The following is a 19,473-nucleotide window of genomic DNA, read 5'->3' on the forward strand; positions in this document are numbered from 1 at the left end:
TTAAACGAATTATGCCACATTCTTACCTTTTTTTAGTTGGATTACAGTGATTTCGGGCATAATCCCAACCCTTCCCGGATAGGCATGAAAACCAAATCCTCGGTTTACATAGATATACCTTCCCATATTCTCATACAAACCAGCCCATTGTTTATAAATGTATTGAATGGGGCTCCATTTAATTACGCCCGGAATTTCTATTCCAAACTGCATTCCATGTGTGTGACCAGACAAGGTTAAATGATAATTATTAGGATGATTTTTCACTTCGCAATCCCAATGGCTTGGATCGTGACTCATCAATATTTTAAAATCATCTTTATCCAAATTAGCCGAAGCCAAATTAATATCGCCTACCTTTTTGAAATTTGTTCCCCAATTTTCTACTCCAACCAAGGCTATTTTGTCATTTTCTTTTTCGATAAAGGTATGCTCGTTCAACATCAATTTAAAATCGATTTGGCCATATAATTTTTTAATGTTTTGGAAATTTTCTTCTTTGTCTGCTTCAGTTGGCCAAGAAACATATTCGCCATAATCGTGGTTGCCCAAAACAGAATACTTTCCGTATTTGTGTTCTTTAATTCTTTTGAAAGTATCTATCCAAGGGTGCATTTCTTTGGCATGAGTATTGACAATATCGCCAGTAAACAGAATCATATCCGAATTTTGTTCATTGATTAAATCAATAGCATAATTAATTTTGTCCGGATTGTCAAAACTACCGCTATGCACATCGGATATATGGGTTATCGTAAAACCGTCGAAAGCATCGGGCAAATCAGGGAAAAATATGGCCTGCTTGATGACTTTATAATTGTATTTTCCGGTGGTAATACCATAGATTAACGATAAAAAAGGTACAGCGGCAATCCCTAATCCAATCTGACTGACAAATTTTCGCCTTGAAGCAAGAAAATTAGTATTGTCATCGAAATTCGCAAAATGATTGATGGCTCCATAGCCTACGCGATAAATGTCTTCGCCAAACAATACTAAAGTCAAAATGATTTTAGGCAAATACACCATCAAGAGCAAGCCCATCGTTTGCATGGTTTGTGGCGTTTGTCCAATTTTACGATCAAATTGCGTAAATGAATAAATAATATAAGCTAAGACTAAGGCACTTACTACGATATAGGAAACTACAAATGGTTTCGCTTTCACTACGGTTCGAAATGCCTGAAACGCATAGATTTCAATTACAAAAAGCAACACCAAAGGAATTAAAAGGCGTGATAACATCTAGGATCTAAATTTTTGTGCAAATTAACGAAGAATGAAGAAACGAAATGACTTCATTATAAAAACTTTAACTAGTAAGAATAGTTGCTTTTTCAAAAAAGTGCATTCTCTTTTTCAATTGTTTCCTATTGAGATTTAGTATCTGTTGATTTTGTTAACTCTAATAAATCTTCAACTGTTTTTGGCACAGTACAGACTTTTATATTTTTTGAACCTGTTGGTAAGCTTTGGAAAGCTACTGCGGCCAAATAGCATTCTGCCAACTCAACACCATAAATGTACCAGTTTTGATCAGAATTGGCTTCTGCCGACTGAATATTATATTGCCCATTTAGTGCGGGAACAATTTTAAAATCATCATTGATTCCCTGGCCTATTGCCTTTACAAAGGCTTCTTTTCGGGTCCATAGACAATAAAATGCATATTCCTTATTTTCGGCCTCTTGTACAAATAGAATTTCATTTTCGGTAAAGACTTCGGGAAGGAGCGGCAGGTAGTCGAAATCTTTAGATACAAATTCGACATCGATTCCCAACTTGCATTTCGAAATGGCAATCACCGCGAAGTCCTCGGAATGCGAAATATTAAAATGCAGCCAAGGGTGCGAACCAAGGTATGGTTTTTTATTAAAGTGATAATCAAGGGTAATGTTTTTTAACTCTGTATTGGCGTGCTCCGCTAAAATAATTTTCAAAATAGACCTACAAATAATAAATTGATTTCGGTCTTTTTCTCTATAAAATCGGTTGGCTCGATCCAGTTCATCGGCATTTAGAAAATGAATTAACTCTTTTGTTAATTCAATGTATTCTGGCAAATGCAACGTATAAATTAGCACATCATCTGGGCCCAATGAATAAGTGTTGAGTGACGAAGCTTTCTGTTCTTCTATAGTAATAGCTGAAATAAAAAGTTTAGATTCCGGCATGTCTTTCGTTTAAAAGATCTTGAAGCATGGTAGCTAAAATTTTGTCGTGGGGAGCTATTCGCATATCGAAATCACTAACCGGTATATCGTGTATTATAATTCCTTTACGTGCCGCTTTTTTCCAACCCAAGTGTTTTGGACTTACCCCGCGCATATTATCATCTTTGGATCGTAGCACATCTATTTTTACACTTTGTGGCTTTAGATGATACTGGTCAAGGATACGATGCATCATTCCTGTCGCCTCCACAAATCGCTGAAATGCCAGTTCGTCCTGCTCTGATAGCGTATTATTCTCCTCAAAATGTTTCTTGAGGATATACTCTTTTTTGGCATTTAATCGCTTCTTAAAAGCCTTCACACTCGTGAGCATTTCTGTTAAATACAGTAGTCGTCTTCGCGTGCGAAGATAGTGTCTAATTATTTTTTTTTGTTGGTATGTTTTATAGTAGTAGGAGGAATCAGCGTAGGAGTCCAGAACTGCGGTTAAACTAACGTTTTTTCCCTGTTGCAGCAATTGTCGGCTAATTTCAAATGCGACTATTCCACCGACACAATAACCGGCTATTGCATATGGGCCATTTGGGTTTACTTTAAGTATTGCTTCAATATAATTTGCTGCCATATCTTCGACAGAGGTGTACCAATCATCGAAACTCTTAGTGCCAACACCTTGGATGCCATAAAAAGGTTGATCCTCATCTAAGTGTTTACTCATATTGGCAAAATACAAAACATCGAGACCACCGCCGTGAACCATAAAAAGAGGTACTTTGCTTCCGTTTGATTTTATGGGAACGATACAATCTGCTTGATGTTCAGCATCTTCATCTATTAGTTTAGCAAATTTTTCTACAGTTGAATATTCAAACAATACGGATAAAGGAAAACGTTTGCCCGTGCTTTTTTCTATCTCAGCTACAACTTGTACTGCCATAATTGAGGTTCCACCCATTTCAAAAAAATCGTCATCAATTGCAATCTCTTTTAGCTGAAGAACTTCACTCCACATTTTTGCGATTTCTTTTTCAATTTCCGTTCCTGGCTTTCTTAGTTGTGTATCTACATTTTCTCGGATATATTCTGGGGCAGGTAAGCTTTTTTTATCAATTTTTCCATTTGTAGTTAGCGGAAAATCGCTGACCCACATAAAAATATTAGGAATCATGAAACTTGGTACCACTTTGGATAATTCTTCACGGAGATTAGGATGTTTATCTATACTATTTGTGGGTTGAAGGTAGGCAATAAGACGTGGTTCGGAACCCACATGCGCATCGAGTACCACACAAGCAAGCTTTATTTGTGGTATCGCTATTAAAGCAGCCTCGATTTCGGCTAATTCAATGCGATGCCCTGTAATTTTGACCTGTTCATCAATTCTTCCAAAAAACATAAGATTACCATCGGGTAACCATTTCGCTAAATCCCCACTTTTATACATTTTGGTTCTAGCGTCGAATGGGTTATTGCAAAATTTCTTTGAAGTTAGCTCTTCACGATTAAAATATCCTCTTGCTATTCCGTTGCCTGCGATGTAAATTTCACCTATTTCTCCCGCTGGCGAAAGATTCTTATTTTCATCTAAAACATAAATTTGACTATTTGAAATTGGTTTACCAATAGGAATGCTTTCACTAGCTTGGGGAGTATCAAAAATATTGAATTCATAGACACTACATCCCACCGTGGCTTCAGTTGGTCCGTATTCATTAACGATTTTGGCATCTATGCCCGCTAATCTGAATTGATTAATATGATAATTGTATAAGGCTTCGCCTCCGATAATAAATTTAGTAACTAGTTGGTTTCGGGGCTCTTTACCTATGACAGAAAGTAGTATGCTTATGTGCGAAGGCGTTAGTTTTATAAAATCATAAGGGGCATACTTTAACAAATTAACATCATCAAAAATTTTTAATCCAGTTCCTGAACTTACAACTATTTTCTTGCCAAATAGTAGCGAGAGAAAAACTTCGGTAATGCTCGCATCAAAAGATAAGGAAAGGTGTGCGAAACAGCCGGAATGGTTGGAATTGGCATCAATATAGTCACTAACACTACATAAGTAATGCAAAAGATTTTGATGTTCAATCATTACTCCTTTAGGTTTACCGGTACTTCCTGAAGTATATATTATATAGGCCAAGTCGTTCGGTTTTAAAGATACCCCAGAAGGGGCAGTAGCAGCATAATTTTCTTTTGCCGCTAAAAAATTGGCAATAGATTCATTATCTAAGGTAAATTTACAATTGCAGTCATGTTGCAAATATTCTATTCTTTGTTTGGGATAGGTCGGATCTATTGGGACATAGGCAGCGCCTGATTTAAGAATGCCCAATATACTGACAATCAACATTTCGCTTCGGTCTTGCATCAGTCCAACAAAATCACCGCTAACTAGACTTTTTTCAAGGATTAAATAGTGAGCAAGCTGATTTGATAGCGTATTTAGTTCACCATAAGTAAGCTGTCGATCTTTGAAAACAACCGCTATTTCATCTGGAGTTCGCGCCACTTGTTGCACGAAAAGATCTACTATGGTGTCTGTTTCCTTACTATTTATACTAGCTATTGGTTGTATCATAGATATTTTTTTGAATGCGATTCCAAGTTCTAATCGAACGCTATTGAAACTTCTTTATATTTTCACTAGAAATAAAAAATCAACTATTTGCGTGCCTTTCATCTAAAATATTTTGTACCATTCTTGCTAAGACTTTATCATTTGGAGGGTCTACTATGCTTAGATGATTACCTGGAACATTATGGATATGCACCCCTTTCAAGGCTGCTTTTTTCCATCCCATATGCTCGGCGTCTATTTTGTACTCTAAATCATCTTTGGCTCGAAATAGATCTACTTCAAAATCCTGTGGTTGTAGTTGATAGCGATTCACAATTTTGTAAACCCTACTATTCGCAATAGCAAATTCTTCAAGTGCCAAAGCTTCCTCTTCAGACAAAACGTCCTTTTTACCAAAATACATTTTTAGGATATGCTCTTTTTTGGCTTGGGTTCTCAACTTAAATGCTTTCCAACTGGTGAGCATTTGAAATAGGTAATCCAGCCTTCTGTACGTGCGATCATAATATCTTAGGAGGTTTTTTTGCCACAGCGAGGGATAATAAAAAGATGCATCTACATACGAGTCTAACAAAGCAACAATACTTACTTTTTTGCCATCTTGCTTTAACTGACGAGCCATTTCAAAGGCTACGACACCTCCAAACGAAAATCCAGCTAAGGCGTAAGGCCCAGTGGGATTGATTTTTACAATTGATTCAAGATAACGAGCTGCCATTTCTTCGATACTTTGAAACCAATTTTCATAGCCATTAGGTCCAATCCCTTGAATGCCATATACAGGTTGATCATCATCGAAATGGCTAATCACATGCTTGAAATTTAAAATATTGAGCCCGCCGCCGTGCACCATAAAAAGAGGAGGTTTGGTACCATTTGGTTTGATAGGTACTAAATAGTCAGAATAAATTTCACGATCAGTGTCTATTAGTTTAGCGAGCTCTTCGATAGTAGAGTGTTCAAACAAAGCCGAAAGTGGCAATTTTTTTCCCGTTTGTTGTTCGATTTTGTTCATTACTCTAACTGCGATTAATGAATGTCCCCCTATTTCAAAGAAATTACTAAAAACATCAATATTGTCTCGGTTCAAACTTTCTTTCCAAATGTTTTCTACAATTAGTTCCGTTTCGGTTCGAGGCGCTGTGTATTCAACTACTTTATCTGATTTATAATTTAATAATGCTTTGCGGTCAATTTTGCCGCTCAGTGTAGTAGGCAATTGGTCTAAGATATTAAATTCGTGCGGAACCATAAACGAGGGTAGTTGTGAGGCCAATTCATTGCGCCATAATCGAATTTGCTCCTGCTCATTTTTGATTTTACGATCAGCTTCAATAAATGCAATTAGAATGTCTTTTTCAGCAATAACAACTACCGATTTTACTGCATCGACAGACAATAGTGCTTGCTCTATTTCGCCTAATTCTATTCGATATCCTCTCACTTTTACCTGATGATCGATACGTCCTAAACATTGCATCTTACCACTGGGTAGGAGTTTTCCTAAATCACCCGAAAGGTACATTTTGCCGCCTGATACGGTGTTGAATGTATCAGTCAAAAAACGCTCATTAGTAAGTTCAGGCTTATTGAGATATCCTAAAGAAACTCCATCACCTGCTATTACTATTTCTCCTACTTGCCCTTCATTTACGGGTTTTCTATTGGCATCGAGCAAATAAACAGTTGTATTAGCTATAGGTGTACCGATGGTTATTGGATCATCTTCGACGGTTATTTGGGTAAGAAAACAGCAGACGGTGGTTTCTGTTGGGCCATATATATTCCACAATTCTTTACATCTTGAAAGTAATTCGTGAGCCAATGGCATAGGCACTGGTTCTCCGCCAATAAGCGCTTTGATATTTAATGGTTTTTTCCAACCGGAATCGATGAGGATATGCCATATACTCGATGTTCCCCACATCATTGTGATATTGTCCTTTTCAGCTTTTTCTAGTAATAGATTTCCATCCCTTCTCGTTTCTTCATCGACTAGTACCACACAAGCTCCGTGTAGTAGTGGTAAGAAAATTTCCATCACCATAGCGTCAAATGAGATGGTCGTGATCGAAAAGATTTTATCGGCCGCTGATATTCCTGGTTCTTTAGCCATCGAATACACGAGGTTAATAACGTTGCAATGTGCCACTTGAACTCCCTTGGGTTTTCCTGTAGATCCTGAAGTGTAAATAATATAGGCAGCAGATTCTGTGGGAACCTTAAGATTTACTGGTTCTAAAGAAAAATCAACCATCGATTCCAAAATCGAGGAAATAGTAAGTGCCACTGCATTGTTTGGAAAGTTTTCTTTAGCGGTTAAGCCGATGTAAAAGGCTGCATCTGAATCTTCAATCATCAAGTTGAGTCGAGCATCTGGATAATTCGTATCAATTGGCACATAGGAAGCGCCACATTGTACTACAGCAAAAAGAGTTGCAATGAGTTCGGGCGTTCTATCTAAAGATATTGCGACAATTTGGCCTGGCCGCAAACCTTGCGACCACAGGTAATTTGCCATTTGATTGATCTTTGTACTTAACTCTCCATAAGTGACCTTCTGGTTTTCGAATTCAAGGGCTATTGCCATCGGAGCTTCTGCCGCTTTTTGGGCAAAAAGTTCATGCAACGTACTCTTAGGATAGTCCATTTTCGACCCAATTATTTCAAATTTTTTGTGTCGATAATCCGAAAATGTTATTTGTTCAATACTTTGTGAAGGGTCTTCGGCTATTCTTTTTAGTACTAGTTCAAACGAGGCCATCATGTTCTGGATGGTTTCGGGTTTGAAAAGATTCTTGTTGAAGTACCATTCTAAAACAAGATCTTTTTCGGTACCACTAGCATTAACAAAAATTTCGAAAGTATTAAAAGAATGCCCCGTATTTTTTAATTTAAAAGTAAGATTTGAAAAGACGACGTCCTCTGTCAATCCTAAGCCTAGGTTGAATGCCACCGGCACCAAAGGAATTCTAGAGGGATCACGGGCTACGTTGAGCTTTTGTAGCAGATGACCAAAGCTAAGTTGCTGGTTATCGTAAGCGTCAAATAATTCGATTTTTCGTTTATTAAGATACTCTATAAAACTGGTGTTTGGCACAGGATTACTTCTTAAAGGAAGTAAATTGACACAGTGACCCACTAAATCGTTCATTCCAGTTACGGGCTGTCCCGCCGCAGGAACCCCAATTACTATGTCATTCTGGCCAGTTACTTGATGCAAAAAGATTTCAAAGCCAGCTAATATAGTAGTAATTAAACTTGTGCCTGCGCTAAAACCAATTTTTTTTATGGAGTCTAGTAGCTGCGCATCTAATGAAAAGTCTAATCGCTTGCTTTCATACGTGCGAAGCGATGGCCGAGGATTGTCAGTTGGAAGATCTAGTACAGGAACAGATTGCTCATAAAGGGAAAACCAATACTTTTCTACCTCCTTGTATTCATTGCTATTCGAAAATAATTGTTCCTCCTCTGCATAGTCACTAAAAGAATTTGGTTCTGCTAATTGTGGTGTTTTATTCTCAACTAAGGCGGAATAAATAACACCTAATTCTTCCAATATAAGTCCTATCGACCAACCGTCGCAAATAATATGATGAATATTAAGTATTAAACTATTTTTATTGTCAGAAAATTTGATTATTCCTACTCTAAAAAGTGGTCCGTGGACAAGGTCAAAAACAAAACAGGATTCTTCGTTGGTAAAGTTCTCAAAAGCAGTTTTTTGCAACTCAAGATCCATATCAGTTATATCTAGAATTTGGATAGTAGCAGCCAGCTTTTTGAAAATGGACATATAAACACCATCAGGACTAAAAGTCGCACGAAGTGACTCATGACGATCGACCAAAGTTTGGATTGAAAGTTCCATTGCGGGAATATTCAAGAGGCCATCAAACTCTAAGGCATACAAAAGATTAAAAGCCCTATTTGCATCATCGCCGCCGAAATAACAAGAAGTCCATATTTCAGATTGCGACTTTGTAGTATAAATTACACTTTCGGAATCTGTAGAGAGCATCTGTGCTTGATTTAAAATTGTATTTTGAGGTTGATCCTTCATTGTAATCTTCAAATTGCGATTGGATTTTTAAATAGAAACTCTGCTTATGTAAATTTTTGATTAATACCTAAATCAAAATTAGTATAATAAAATTTAAATTAGGTATATTTTTCTATCTCTTTATTGAAAACGAAAATAATAAAAACTGTTTTTAAATTATTCATATCCAATAGGTTAGTTTTTAAAATTGTTATCCTTTATTTTATTTATTTAATAATTTTGCAAATTCTTCAATTGTTGGATTTTGGAATACCGCAGAAAGCGGAATGCGTATACCGGTCTTTTTCTGAATTTTAACCACAATTGTTACTGCAATAATAGAGTGCCCTCCTATTTCAAAAAAGTTGCTAAAAATATCGATACGCTCTTTTTTGAGATGTTCCTCCCAAATTTCGGCTACCAACATTTCCTGATCCGTTCGGGGACCGGTATATTCTTCTTTACTTTCTGCATTAGGTTTATATTCTAAAAGAGCCGTTCGATCTACTTTATCATTTAGTGTGGTCGGCATTTTATCTAAAATATGAAATTCGTGCGGCAGCATAAAAGCGGGTAATTGTGATGCCAATTCATTTCGCCAGATTCGAACTGCCTCAAGCTCATTTATGATTTCTGAATTTACTGTAACAAAAGCAACCAATATATCTGTTTTTGCTAAAACAATGGCTGACTTAATGCCGTCGATTGATAATAAGGCCTGTTCTATTTCACCAATTTCTATTCGATGCCCTCTCACTTTAACTTGATGGTCTACTCGTCCTAAACATACCACTTCATTAGTCGGAAGTAATTTTCCTATGTCACCTGAAAGATACATGATATCTCCTACTGCTGTAGAAAATTTATTTGGAATAAATTTTTGGGCTGTCAATTCTGGTCTTCCTAAATATCCTTTTCCAACTCCAACCCCACCTATGGCAATTTCGCCCACGGTATTCGGCGGTAGCAGATTTAACTGTTCATCCACAATGTAATATTGCATGTTTGCAATGGGACCTCCCACTGAAATCAATGTTTCTTCAGATTTTATATGTTTGCAAGAGGAAAAAATAGTGACTTCCGTTGGACCGTACAAATTCCAAAGCTCATCCCCTCTTTTCAATAGTTCTTTTGCCACTGGTATAGGCAGTGGTTCGCCGCAGCACCATATTTTTATAGGTAATTTTTTAGACCATCCGGCATCACAGAGCATAACATAAGTAGTTGTCGTACCTACCATCAGTGATATTTTTTCCCTTTCGAGCATTTCGTACAATAAGGTTCCATCCTTGGATGTTTCGTGATCAGGCAAGACCACTGTAGCGCCCTTGAATAAAGGAAAAAACAATTCAAAACTGGCAATATCAAAAGAAATTGTGGAAATAAAGGGAACTCTATCTGTTTCTTTTATGCCTGGCGCATTTTCTAAGGCAAAAAGCAGATTGACTACGTTTCTATTGGATATTTTGGCTCCTTTTGGTTTGCCAGTAGAACCGGATGTGTACAACAGATATAAAACATTTTCTGGATTTACTTCTACCGGAAGTTTTGTTGTTGGGTACTGATCTAAGGATGCCATAGCATCATCTATTAAAAGAGTATTCGGACATTTGGGCAAGGTCAAAGACAATGCTTTACTCGTGACCAAAAATTTGGCTGCTGAGTCTTCCATCATATATTCGACACGCTTGGCTGGATATTCGTGATCCAGCGGCAAATAAGCTGCTCCACATTGAATAATTCCTAAAATTGCATATACTAATTCTGGACTACGTGGATAGGAGACCGCTATATAATCACCCGATTGAACTCCCTGAGCAGTTAAGAAATGTGCAAACTGATTTGCTCTAATTTGCAAATCGTAGTAGGTTATTTTTGTATTATCGTATTCAAGAGCAACGTTGTTGGGCGAGATTTCGGCTTGTTTGCTCAGCAATTCTGATAATGATAAGTTAGGATAGACAACTTCTGTATCATTTAATTTGGAATAGATGCTTGTGTAATCCTGAAAAGTAATTTGTTCCAAGGTTTGTGATGGGTCCGTAACGATATTTTGCAACACTTCTACATACGATTCCATCATTTTTTTTATAGTTTCTGGACTAAAAAGGAATTTATTATACGACCATTCGAAAACAAGATTGCTATCGCTACCTGTCGCGTTAAGAAATATTTCGAAATTTTCGAAATATTTACGAGTGTTTATTAGCTCGAAATTAAGATTAGAAAAAGCAACACCATCTGTCATACCAAGATCCAAATTAAAAGTAATAGGAACCAGCGGTATTCTTGAGGGATCACGTGGCACATTAAGCTTTTCTAATAGTTGTCCAAAACTAAAATGTTTATGATCATCTGCATCAAACAGTTCTGTTTTACGTTTCTTTAAGTAGTCTATAAAACTAATAGTTGGCGTTGGGTTACTTCGTAATGGTAATAAATTCACGCAGTGGCCAATTAAGTTGTCCATGCCGTTTGTAGGCTGTCCTGCAGAAGGAACGCCGACTACCAAATCACTTTGCCCCGTTAATTGGTATAAAAAAACCTCATATCCGGCCAATAAAGTGGTAACAAAACTAGCACCAACGCTTAATCCGGTTTTTTTAACTGCTAATGATAAATTTGAATCTAATCTAAAATCTGAACGCCCGCTTTCATAAGTTCGTGGTGAGGGTCTAGGATTATCTGTTGGTAGACTCAACATAGGTACCGATTTCTCATACATATTGAGCCAATACTTTTCTGTCTCGACAAATTCATTGCTATTCAAAAATGATTGCTCCTCATTTGCATACGTGCTAAAAGCTGTCAATTCTGGTAATAACGGAGTTTTGTTTTCAACTATAGCAGAATAAATTATCCCTAATTCTTGTAATATAATTCCAATTGACCAACCGTCGCAAATGATGTGGTGCACTGTCAATACTACACTATGTTTAGTATCGGAAAACGTAATTAAGCCCACTTTAATCAAGGGACCATTAACAAGATCAAAAATATAATGAGCGTCTTGGTCTTTATATTTTTCAAATGCGTCATCTTGCTCCTTTTGATCTAAATTGGAAAGATTCAATTTTTTGATACCAACAGACAGTTCTTTGAAAATAGACATATAAAGGCCATCTTTACTAAAAGCGGCACGAAGTGACTCGTGGCGATTTACAATAGTCTGAATAGCTCGTTCCATTGCTGGAATCTGCAATAGTCCGTCAAAATTTATGGTAAATGACAGCTTATACGCTTTGTTTGCATCATCTCCCCCAAAAGAACAAGCTGTCCATATTTCAGATTGTGATTTTGTGGTATAAATGGCTTTTTCTATTTCGGGACCTGCAAAAGGATTAAACTTTGGTCTTTCTTCTGGGTTATTCATTTGATTTAATAAATTTTTGGTTCGGGTAATTAAAGGTAACAATCATTACTGTTTTTTGATAAGCGCACTATTGATTCCTTACTTTTTTACTTCTCCTATACTTGGGATAAACAATGTTTTTTTAATTGTTGAAGCGCTCTTACTATCCATATTTTTTTTACAAATATAATCTTACTAAAAGTTTAAATGTCAACTATTTTAAATTTTTTAAATAGCAACTTTAATATATTCTCCTTCAGCATTTGGGTCTTCGATAAACCACGCTGGATTGCCATCTTCATCTCGTCCTAATCTTGCGCCAGGCATTGGCGGATTATCAATAATTACGGCCTTATTTGTTTCTGATTCGGATTCCTTTAGTACCCTTTCGGATTCGGATTTAGTATTGCCAAAAAATCCTGCCAAAACCATTTCCTCAATACATTTTTTGAAAGTATTGATGATTTGCAAAACATCTTTATCTTCAAAAGCTTCTGTCATAAAACAAGGGAATCCGTCATAAATATGAATCCCGTTTTCTCGTAGCGAGGCAAATAATAAATCACCATAAAGCACGTCATCATTAAATTTTAGCCTCCATAAAGAGCCAAAATGATTCACAACCATTGGCAAACCTTTTTGTATAAACTCGGAGTTCAATTCAGATGCTAAACGACTTGTCATATCGTTTAACCGTTCTTGTAATGCAGGACCTTGTTCTTTTAGATGCAAAAGTGATGCTTTGGAAGCCGCAAGTGTTAGCGGATGTCTTACGAAGGTACCAGCAAAATAAGTTACCCCAACTTCGGGAATAGAATGATCGCCATAATCCCAATGCCCACCATCTAAAGCGTCCAAATATTTTCGTTTACCGGTAATGGCTCCTATTGAAAGTCCTCCGCCAATCACTTTCCCATAAGTTGCAATATCGGCTTGGATATTAAATAAGGCTTGAGCGCCACCAGGATGCATTCGGAAACCTGTGATAACCTCATCGAATACCAGGGCAACACTAAATTTTGCAGTCAGTTCTCTAAGTTCTTTCAAAAATGCTACGGGTTGAAACTCGGGTCTCCTGCTCTGTACCGGTTCAACAAGCACAGCTGCTATTTCAGCTGCTCTTTCGGCAATGATCCGCAAACTTTCTGGTGTGCCATATTCTAAAATTAACATATTCTGAACAGATTCAGCCAGTATTCCAGCCGAAGCAGGGAATGTTATTAATTTTTTTGAACCGCGTACCAGCGCTTCATCATTTATACCGTGGTACGAACCCGAAAAGGCAACAATCAGCGATCGGCCTGTTACTGTTCTCGCGATACGCATAGCTCCTAACACGGCCTCAGATCCGGTATTGCATAGGGCAGCTCGATCGTGTTTGGTAAATTCGCAGAGTAGCTCGCAAACTTCACCTGCCAAAGGGTGCTGTGGTCCAACTTCAAATCCAGTTTCAATTTGGTGATGAAGGGCTTCTTTTATAAAATCGGCTTGATGACCAAACATGCATGATCCAAATCCATTTAAAGCATCAAGGTAAACATTGCCATCTAAGTCCCAAAGTCGATTTCCACTTGATTTCTCAACAACAATGGGATACACTATCTCTTTAGTTAAAGGTTTAAAGCCTGTAACCACCCGAGGATCGGCCATTATTGGTCGGTATTTTTGAGTAGAACTTTTGCTGGCAGCTGTTTTTTTTGTGTAACTAGCAATAAGCTTGTCGAGATATTCTTTTTGCGAATAGCTCAATTCCTTTGCTTGCTTTTCTATTCGAGGCGCTGCTCCAAATGGTTTTTGATGTTCTGCAATTTCTTCGGGAGTGCGTACTTCTTCTATAGCTGCTGATGTGATTAACTCCTTCTGTGAACCATAAGGTGTCTTGTCTATTTCATTTTTATAGTCTGACGCACTATTTCCTTGAAGCAGTTCTATTTGTTTTCCTAATAGCTGGAGTTGTTGTACGATTGCATCTAAAGTTGAATTATTTTGATTGTTCAATGGCGTGTTCTGGTTGCTGGTACTATGCAAACCTGAGGTAGGAATGGATTGCAATGAAAGGCTTTCGTTGTATTCTTCCTTCGGAAGCTGATGATCTAAGAAATCTGCTAAAAGCGATGGCGAACTAAATTCTTCGTTTAGTTGTCGAAAGCTAATAGAGAGTTTAAAATCTTTCTTTAATCGGATCGCAAGCTGCGTAAGGGTCAATGAATCTAGTCCAAGGTCAAGAAAACTCAAAGAAGATGCATCTTGAGGATAATCTACACCTGATGTTTGGCTGACTATGGACGCTATTTTGTCAAGGATGGTAGATTTTCTCATAGACTTATTATCTTCTACAGAACTGATTAAATTTTGATTTTCAATAGGAATAGCACGTGAAATTTGCAATTGAGCCATCGGCGGATTTACCCAGCATAATTTACGATCAAAAACGTAGCTTGGCAAATTCACTTTTTGTCTATTTTGAGATGCATAAAAGACATCCCAATCAGGATTAATCCCCTGAAGCCAAAGCTCCCCGAGGGTGTTTAAAATACTATGATATTCCGTTTCTTGGTTTTTAGGTAAGAGTAAACTAGTAAAAGCAGGAATTATTTTGCCTGCTCCTTGCTGTTTTGTCAAAGCAGTTAGCGTTTGTCCTGGGCCCACTTCTAAAAACAAAATGTCTTCTAATTTTAACAAGGTATTTGTGGCATCCGCAAATCGCACGGTATTGCGTAGATGGTTCGTCCAGTACTGCGGATTTGTAGCTTCATCATCCTTCAACCAAGTTCCTGTTACAGTAGACACGATAGGCAGATTCGGTTTATGTAGTTGTGTTCTTTTTACTTCAGCTTCAAAAATTTCCAAAATAGGGTCCATCATTTTGGAATGAAACGCGTGACTGGTAAATAACAGCTTGTTCGCAATCTCCTTTTGATCCAATACATTTGAAAATTCTGCAATTGTTTCATTTTCACCCGAAACAACACAGATAACATTAGAATTTATTGCAGCTATGGAAAGGGTTTCTGGAAGAATTTCCTTCAATTTATCTTCTGAAAGTCTTACCGACAGCATACTGCCTTGAGGAAGCTCACTTACCAATCGACCTCTTGTTGCAATTAAATGAAGTGCATCTTCTAAACTAAATATTCCCGCTAAATGGGCTGCGACAAATTCGCCAATGCTGTGACCACAATACGCTGTAGGCTTAATTCCCCAGCTTAACCAAAGTTGAGATAGCGCATATTCAGTTACAAATAAAGCAGGCTGTGTGAAACGAGTGTCTTTCAATTTAGCTTCTGTGTCAGCGGTAACTATTTCTGGAAATAAAATTTCACGAATGTCTAGTTTTAATTCGTCCAATAAAAACTCAGAACATTTATCTACAGCTTCCTTATAAACAGTTTCGTTTTTATAAAGATTCATTCCCATTTGCGAAAATTGTGCTCCTTGTCCTGGGAATAGGAATACGATTTCACTGGGAACAACTTTTAAAACAGCAGTTTTTAATGTGCTATTTTCTTTCGAAAGTAATTCTTGACTTGCTGCACCGCTGTCGCTATACACAAGGAAACTTCTATGTGCAAAAGTATCACGTGTTTTATTTAGTGAATAAGCGATGTCAGCCAATTGTATATCGGGCTTTGATTGTATAAATTTACCTAATTCAGTTGCATATCCTTTTAGGCTAACATCAGATTTTGCGGACCACATCAGTAATTGGACTGGTCGACTTGAACTTGAAACTTTTTGCTCAATAGGATACTCTTCGACAATAAGATGCACATTAGTTCCTCCGACTCCAAACGAACTCACGCCAGCTCTTAAGGGGGTATCGGAATTCCAACTACTTAATTTAGCATTTACATAAAAAGGACTATTTTCAAAATCGATTGCTGGATTAGGCTTTTCAAAACCAAGTGATGCAGGAATAAGTTTATTATTCATGGCCAAGATTGTTTTTATTAACCCTGCGACTCCAGCAGCTGCCGTAAGATGCCCCATATTGGTTTTTATCGATCCAATTGCGCAATATCCATTTCTAGGTTGGTTACCATAAGCTATTGTGAGACCTTCAATCTCTATCGGGTCGCCTATAGGTGTTGCCGTACCGTGCGTTTCTACATAGCTGATAGTATCTGGTGAAAGCTGCGCGTCTTTTAGTGCGCTACTAATAGCAGCGGCTTGCCCTTCGGCACTTGGGGCTGTAAAACTGCCTTTGTTTCCGCCGTCATTCGTAATTCCAATCCCTTTGATCACGCCATAGATTTTGTCACCATCATTTACAGCACTTTCCAAACTTTTTAGAAGGACCACTCCGGCTCCATCGCTAAAAACGGTTCCTTTGCCGGAAGCATCGAAGGCGCGACAATGGCCGTCCGCACTTAACATTGATCCTTCCTGATACAAATGGCCGCTAAAAACCGGCGAAGTTATACTTGAGGCACCCGCAAGAGCGATTTCGCATTGTCCATTTCGTATAGCTTCAGCTGCTTGAGCAATAGCAAGTAAAGAAGTGGAACAAGCGGAATGAACACTGACAGCAGGCCCTTTTATATTCAAATGATAGGCCGTTCTTGTCGCAATATAATCTTTCTCATTTACAGTCTCGGCTTGTGTATGTCCAATTTGCTCTAAAACATCGGTATTATTAAGAATGTTTTTTTTATAATAGGTATTGGTCCCTGCACCTGCATAGATACCTATCAACCCGGTAAAGTGTCGCGGTAAATAACCCGCTTGTTCAAGAGCCTCCCATGAAATTTCCAAAAACAAACGTTGTTGCGGATCCATGACTTCTGCTAGTTTTGGATTTATTCCAAAAAAATCGGCATCAAATGTGTTAGCTTTTGGTAAAATTCCGCGAGCGGCAACATATAGAGGATCATTACGCAATGATTCAGGAATACTTGGGTCAATTTCATTTTCGGTAAAAAAAGTAATGGTTTCTTTGCCAACCTTTAAAATGTCCCATAATTCTTCGATAGAATCAGCTCCTGGAAACCTTCCTGACATGCCAATAATGGCTACATCACTAGAGTGTCTTTGTTGTTTAGGTTTCGAAGAATTTAAATACTCAACTTGCATTGTATCGGAAGTCAAAAAATGAGACAATTCAGCTATGGTTGGATATTGGTATATTTTGGTTACAGGTATTTGTAAATTATAGTGTTGTCTTAATTTAGTTGCTACTCTTTGAGCCAAAAGAGAAGTACCACCTAATTCAAAAAAATTATCGTCAATGCCAATAATTGGTATTTGTAGCATTTCAGTCCAAACTTTTGCAATTTCTTTTTCAATTTTTGTTGTTGGTTTCCTTAAAATTGGCGCTGAATCTGGTCGAAGGTATTCTGGAGCAGGTAAGTTTTTTTTATCGATTTTTCCATTTGTGGTCAATGGAAAATCAGAAACCCACATAAAAAATGATGGTATCAAAAATGCAGGAAGCAGATTTTCAAGTTTTTGACGAATACTGCTGGTATCTCGCTTGGCGTCTATCGACTGAAGGTAAGCAACTAAACTTGGTTCGGCACCCATACGATTGCTCACTATGACTGCGGCTTTTTTAATTTCAGGAAGATTATTAATAATTGACTCGATTTCTCCTAATTCAACACGGTTTCCTCTAATCTTCACCTGATCGTCTATCCTTCCAAGACAATGAAGGTGCCCATTAGGCAAAAGCTTTCCCAGATCACCAGAAAAGTACATTTTGCTATGCGAAAGGTTTTCAAAAGGATTCGTCAAAAACTTTTCATTGTTGAGTTCAGGGCGGTTTAAATAGCCTAAAGACACTCCATCACCTGCGATTACAATTTCGCCAACTTCGCCAGGATTTACAACGTTTTTGTTGGAATCTAGCAAATAAATAGTTGTGTTTGCCACTGGCGTTCCAATGGTAACCGGTTCATTATTTGCAAAAACTTGAGAAATTAGCGAGCAAACAGATGTTTCTGTAGGGCCATAATGGTTCCATAATTCATCACATCTGGCCAGTATGTCATCGGCTAAAGATCTTGTTAAGGATTCTCCGCCTGTAAAAGCCTTAATAGGCAATGGGGTTGCCCAACCAGTGTCGATAAGAATTTGCCACATGCTAGGTGTTTGAAATAAAATGGTGATTTTATCTTCTACAGCTTTCTTTAACAACAAATTTCCATCTCTTTTGGTTTCTTCATTAACAAGAATAATACAAGCACCAAATAATAAAGGCAGAAATGTTTCTACTACCATCGCATCAAACGAAATACTTGTTACCGCAAAAATTCTATCATCGCTTTGCATTCCGGGCGCCTTGGCCATCGAATAAATCACATTGATTAAATTGTAATGTGCCACCTGAACCCCTTTTGGCTTTCCGGTAGAGCCGGAAGTATACATTATATAAGCCGTTGAATAGCTGCTCACTTTTAAGTCCAAAGGAATTGCTGGCAAGATGGACATTGATTCTAAAACATCTTCAATTGCAAAAGACGATGTATTTTTAGAATAAATTAAGTTCGCCTTTTTACTAATAAAAATAGCCGCCTCAGCATCTTCAATTATTAGTTTAATTCTTTCCTCTGGATATGAAGTGTCGATAGGCACATACGAGGAGCCACATTGTAATACTGCAAAAAAGCAGGCAATCAATTCTGGTGTTCTATCTAATGCAATTCCAACTATTTGACCAGGTCGCAAACCTTGAGACCACAGATAATTAGCCATTTGATTCGCCATTTCACTTACATCATTATAAGTAAATTGTTTGTCTTCAAATTCAAGTGCTATAAAATCTGGCTGTATTTTGGCTCGCTCAGCAAAAAGCTCGTGCAGCGTACTGTTCGGGTACTGCATAGTGGGGCCTTTAATGCCTTTATCTGAGCTATTGCTAGTAGGTGTAATCATTTTAATTATTGTAAAATTAAATTTAGGACCTAAATGAACCAGCCATCCCAAGAGGATAAATTAGTCTATACAAAAAAAAGAAAATAAATTCAGTAAAACTTAGATTTTCTATATAAAGCTATAAAAATCGTTGAATAACATTTTTTAGATTATTATTAGTAACTGTCAAAAAATGATTTCTTTTCTTGCAAATTTTTTTTTTAATTTTTTTAAGTCTTATGCTAGAATTTGCATACTAATTCTTATTAAATCATTTTTAATGCGTACACCCTAATCCCGGTGCTGTTGCGACAATGTCGAGTACATCCTTTTTCGGGCCAAAGTATTGGCCAACAATGCCCTTTGAGACAAAATCGAGTTGAAGTAAATGGGATCTGTAGCGGGTTTATAATTAAAAATCCTGACAGCCTTAGACCATCAGGATTTAAACAAAAAATTAAAAAAA

The 19,473-nt window shown here is 37.4% G+C and carries 6 protein-coding genes; all 6 read right to left on the bottom strand.

Annotation, left to right across the window (positions count from 1 at the left end):
- Positions 1–9: 9 nt before the first annotated feature.
- Positions 10–1,245 carry a metallophosphoesterase gene (locus E1750_RS09115; RefSeq protein ID WP_133276478.1) on the bottom strand — a complete coding sequence of 412 codons (1,236 nt, stop codon included), beginning with the start codon at positions 1,243–1,245 and terminating at the stop codon, positions 10–12.
- A 125-nt stretch (positions 1,246–1,370) separates the two neighbouring features.
- On the bottom strand, positions 1,371–2,174 hold the full coding sequence (locus E1750_RS09120; protein ID WP_133276479.1) for a 4'-phosphopantetheinyl transferase family protein: 804 nt from the start codon (positions 2,172–2,174) through the stop codon (positions 1,371–1,373).
- Positions 2,161–4,761 (bottom strand): amino acid adenylation domain-containing protein, encoded by a 2,601-nt coding sequence (locus E1750_RS09125; RefSeq protein ID WP_133276480.1) that lies wholly within the window; start codon positions 4,759–4,761, stop codon positions 2,161–2,163. The genes E1750_RS09120 and E1750_RS09125 overlap by 14 nt, the downstream gene beginning before the upstream one ends.
- Before the next feature lie 79 nt (positions 4,762–4,840).
- Entirely contained in the window at positions 4,841–8,782 is a 3,942-nt protein-coding gene (locus E1750_RS09130) for a non-ribosomal peptide synthetase (protein ID WP_165698026.1), read from the bottom strand.
- A 244-nt stretch (positions 8,783–9,026) separates the two neighbouring features.
- On the bottom strand, positions 9,027–12,176 hold the full coding sequence (locus E1750_RS09135; protein WP_133276482.1) for a non-ribosomal peptide synthetase: 3,150 nt from the start codon (positions 12,174–12,176) through the stop codon (positions 9,027–9,029).
- Positions 12,177–12,383: 207 nt separating this feature from the next.
- Positions 12,384–19,028 (bottom strand): polyketide synthase, encoded by a 6,645-nt coding sequence (locus E1750_RS09140; RefSeq protein ID WP_227873864.1) that lies wholly within the window; start codon positions 19,026–19,028, stop codon positions 12,384–12,386.
- Positions 19,029–19,473: the final 445 nt, after the last annotated feature.

Origin of the sequence: Flavobacterium nackdongense (genome assembly GCF_004355225.1) — a bacterium.
Lineage (GTDB): Bacteria > Bacteroidota > Bacteroidia > Flavobacteriales > Flavobacteriaceae > Flavobacterium > Flavobacterium nackdongense.

Bases quoted from the DNA above. Each gene is read 5' to 3' on its own strand.
- E1750_RS09125 (WP_133276480.1), bottom strand. From the start codon at position 4,761: ATGATACAACCAATAGCTAGTATAAATAGTAAGGAAACAGACACCATA.
- E1750_RS09130 (WP_165698026.1), bottom strand. From the start codon at position 8,782: ATGCTCTCTACAGATTCCGAAAGTGTAATTTATACTACAAAGTCGCAA.
- E1750_RS09120 (WP_133276479.1), bottom strand. From the start codon at position 2,174: ATGCCGGAATCTAAACTTTTTATTTCAGCTATTACTATAGAAGAACAG.
- E1750_RS09140 (WP_227873864.1), bottom strand. From the start codon at position 19,028: ATGATTACACCTACTAGCAATAGCTCAGATAAAGGCATTAAAGGCCCC.
- E1750_RS09135 (WP_133276482.1), bottom strand. From the start codon at position 12,176: ATGAATAACCCAGAAGAAAGACCAAAGTTTAATCCTTTTGCAGGTCCC.
- E1750_RS09115 (WP_133276478.1), bottom strand. From the start codon at position 1,245: ATGTTATCACGCCTTTTAATTCCTTTGGTGTTGCTTTTTGTAATTGAA.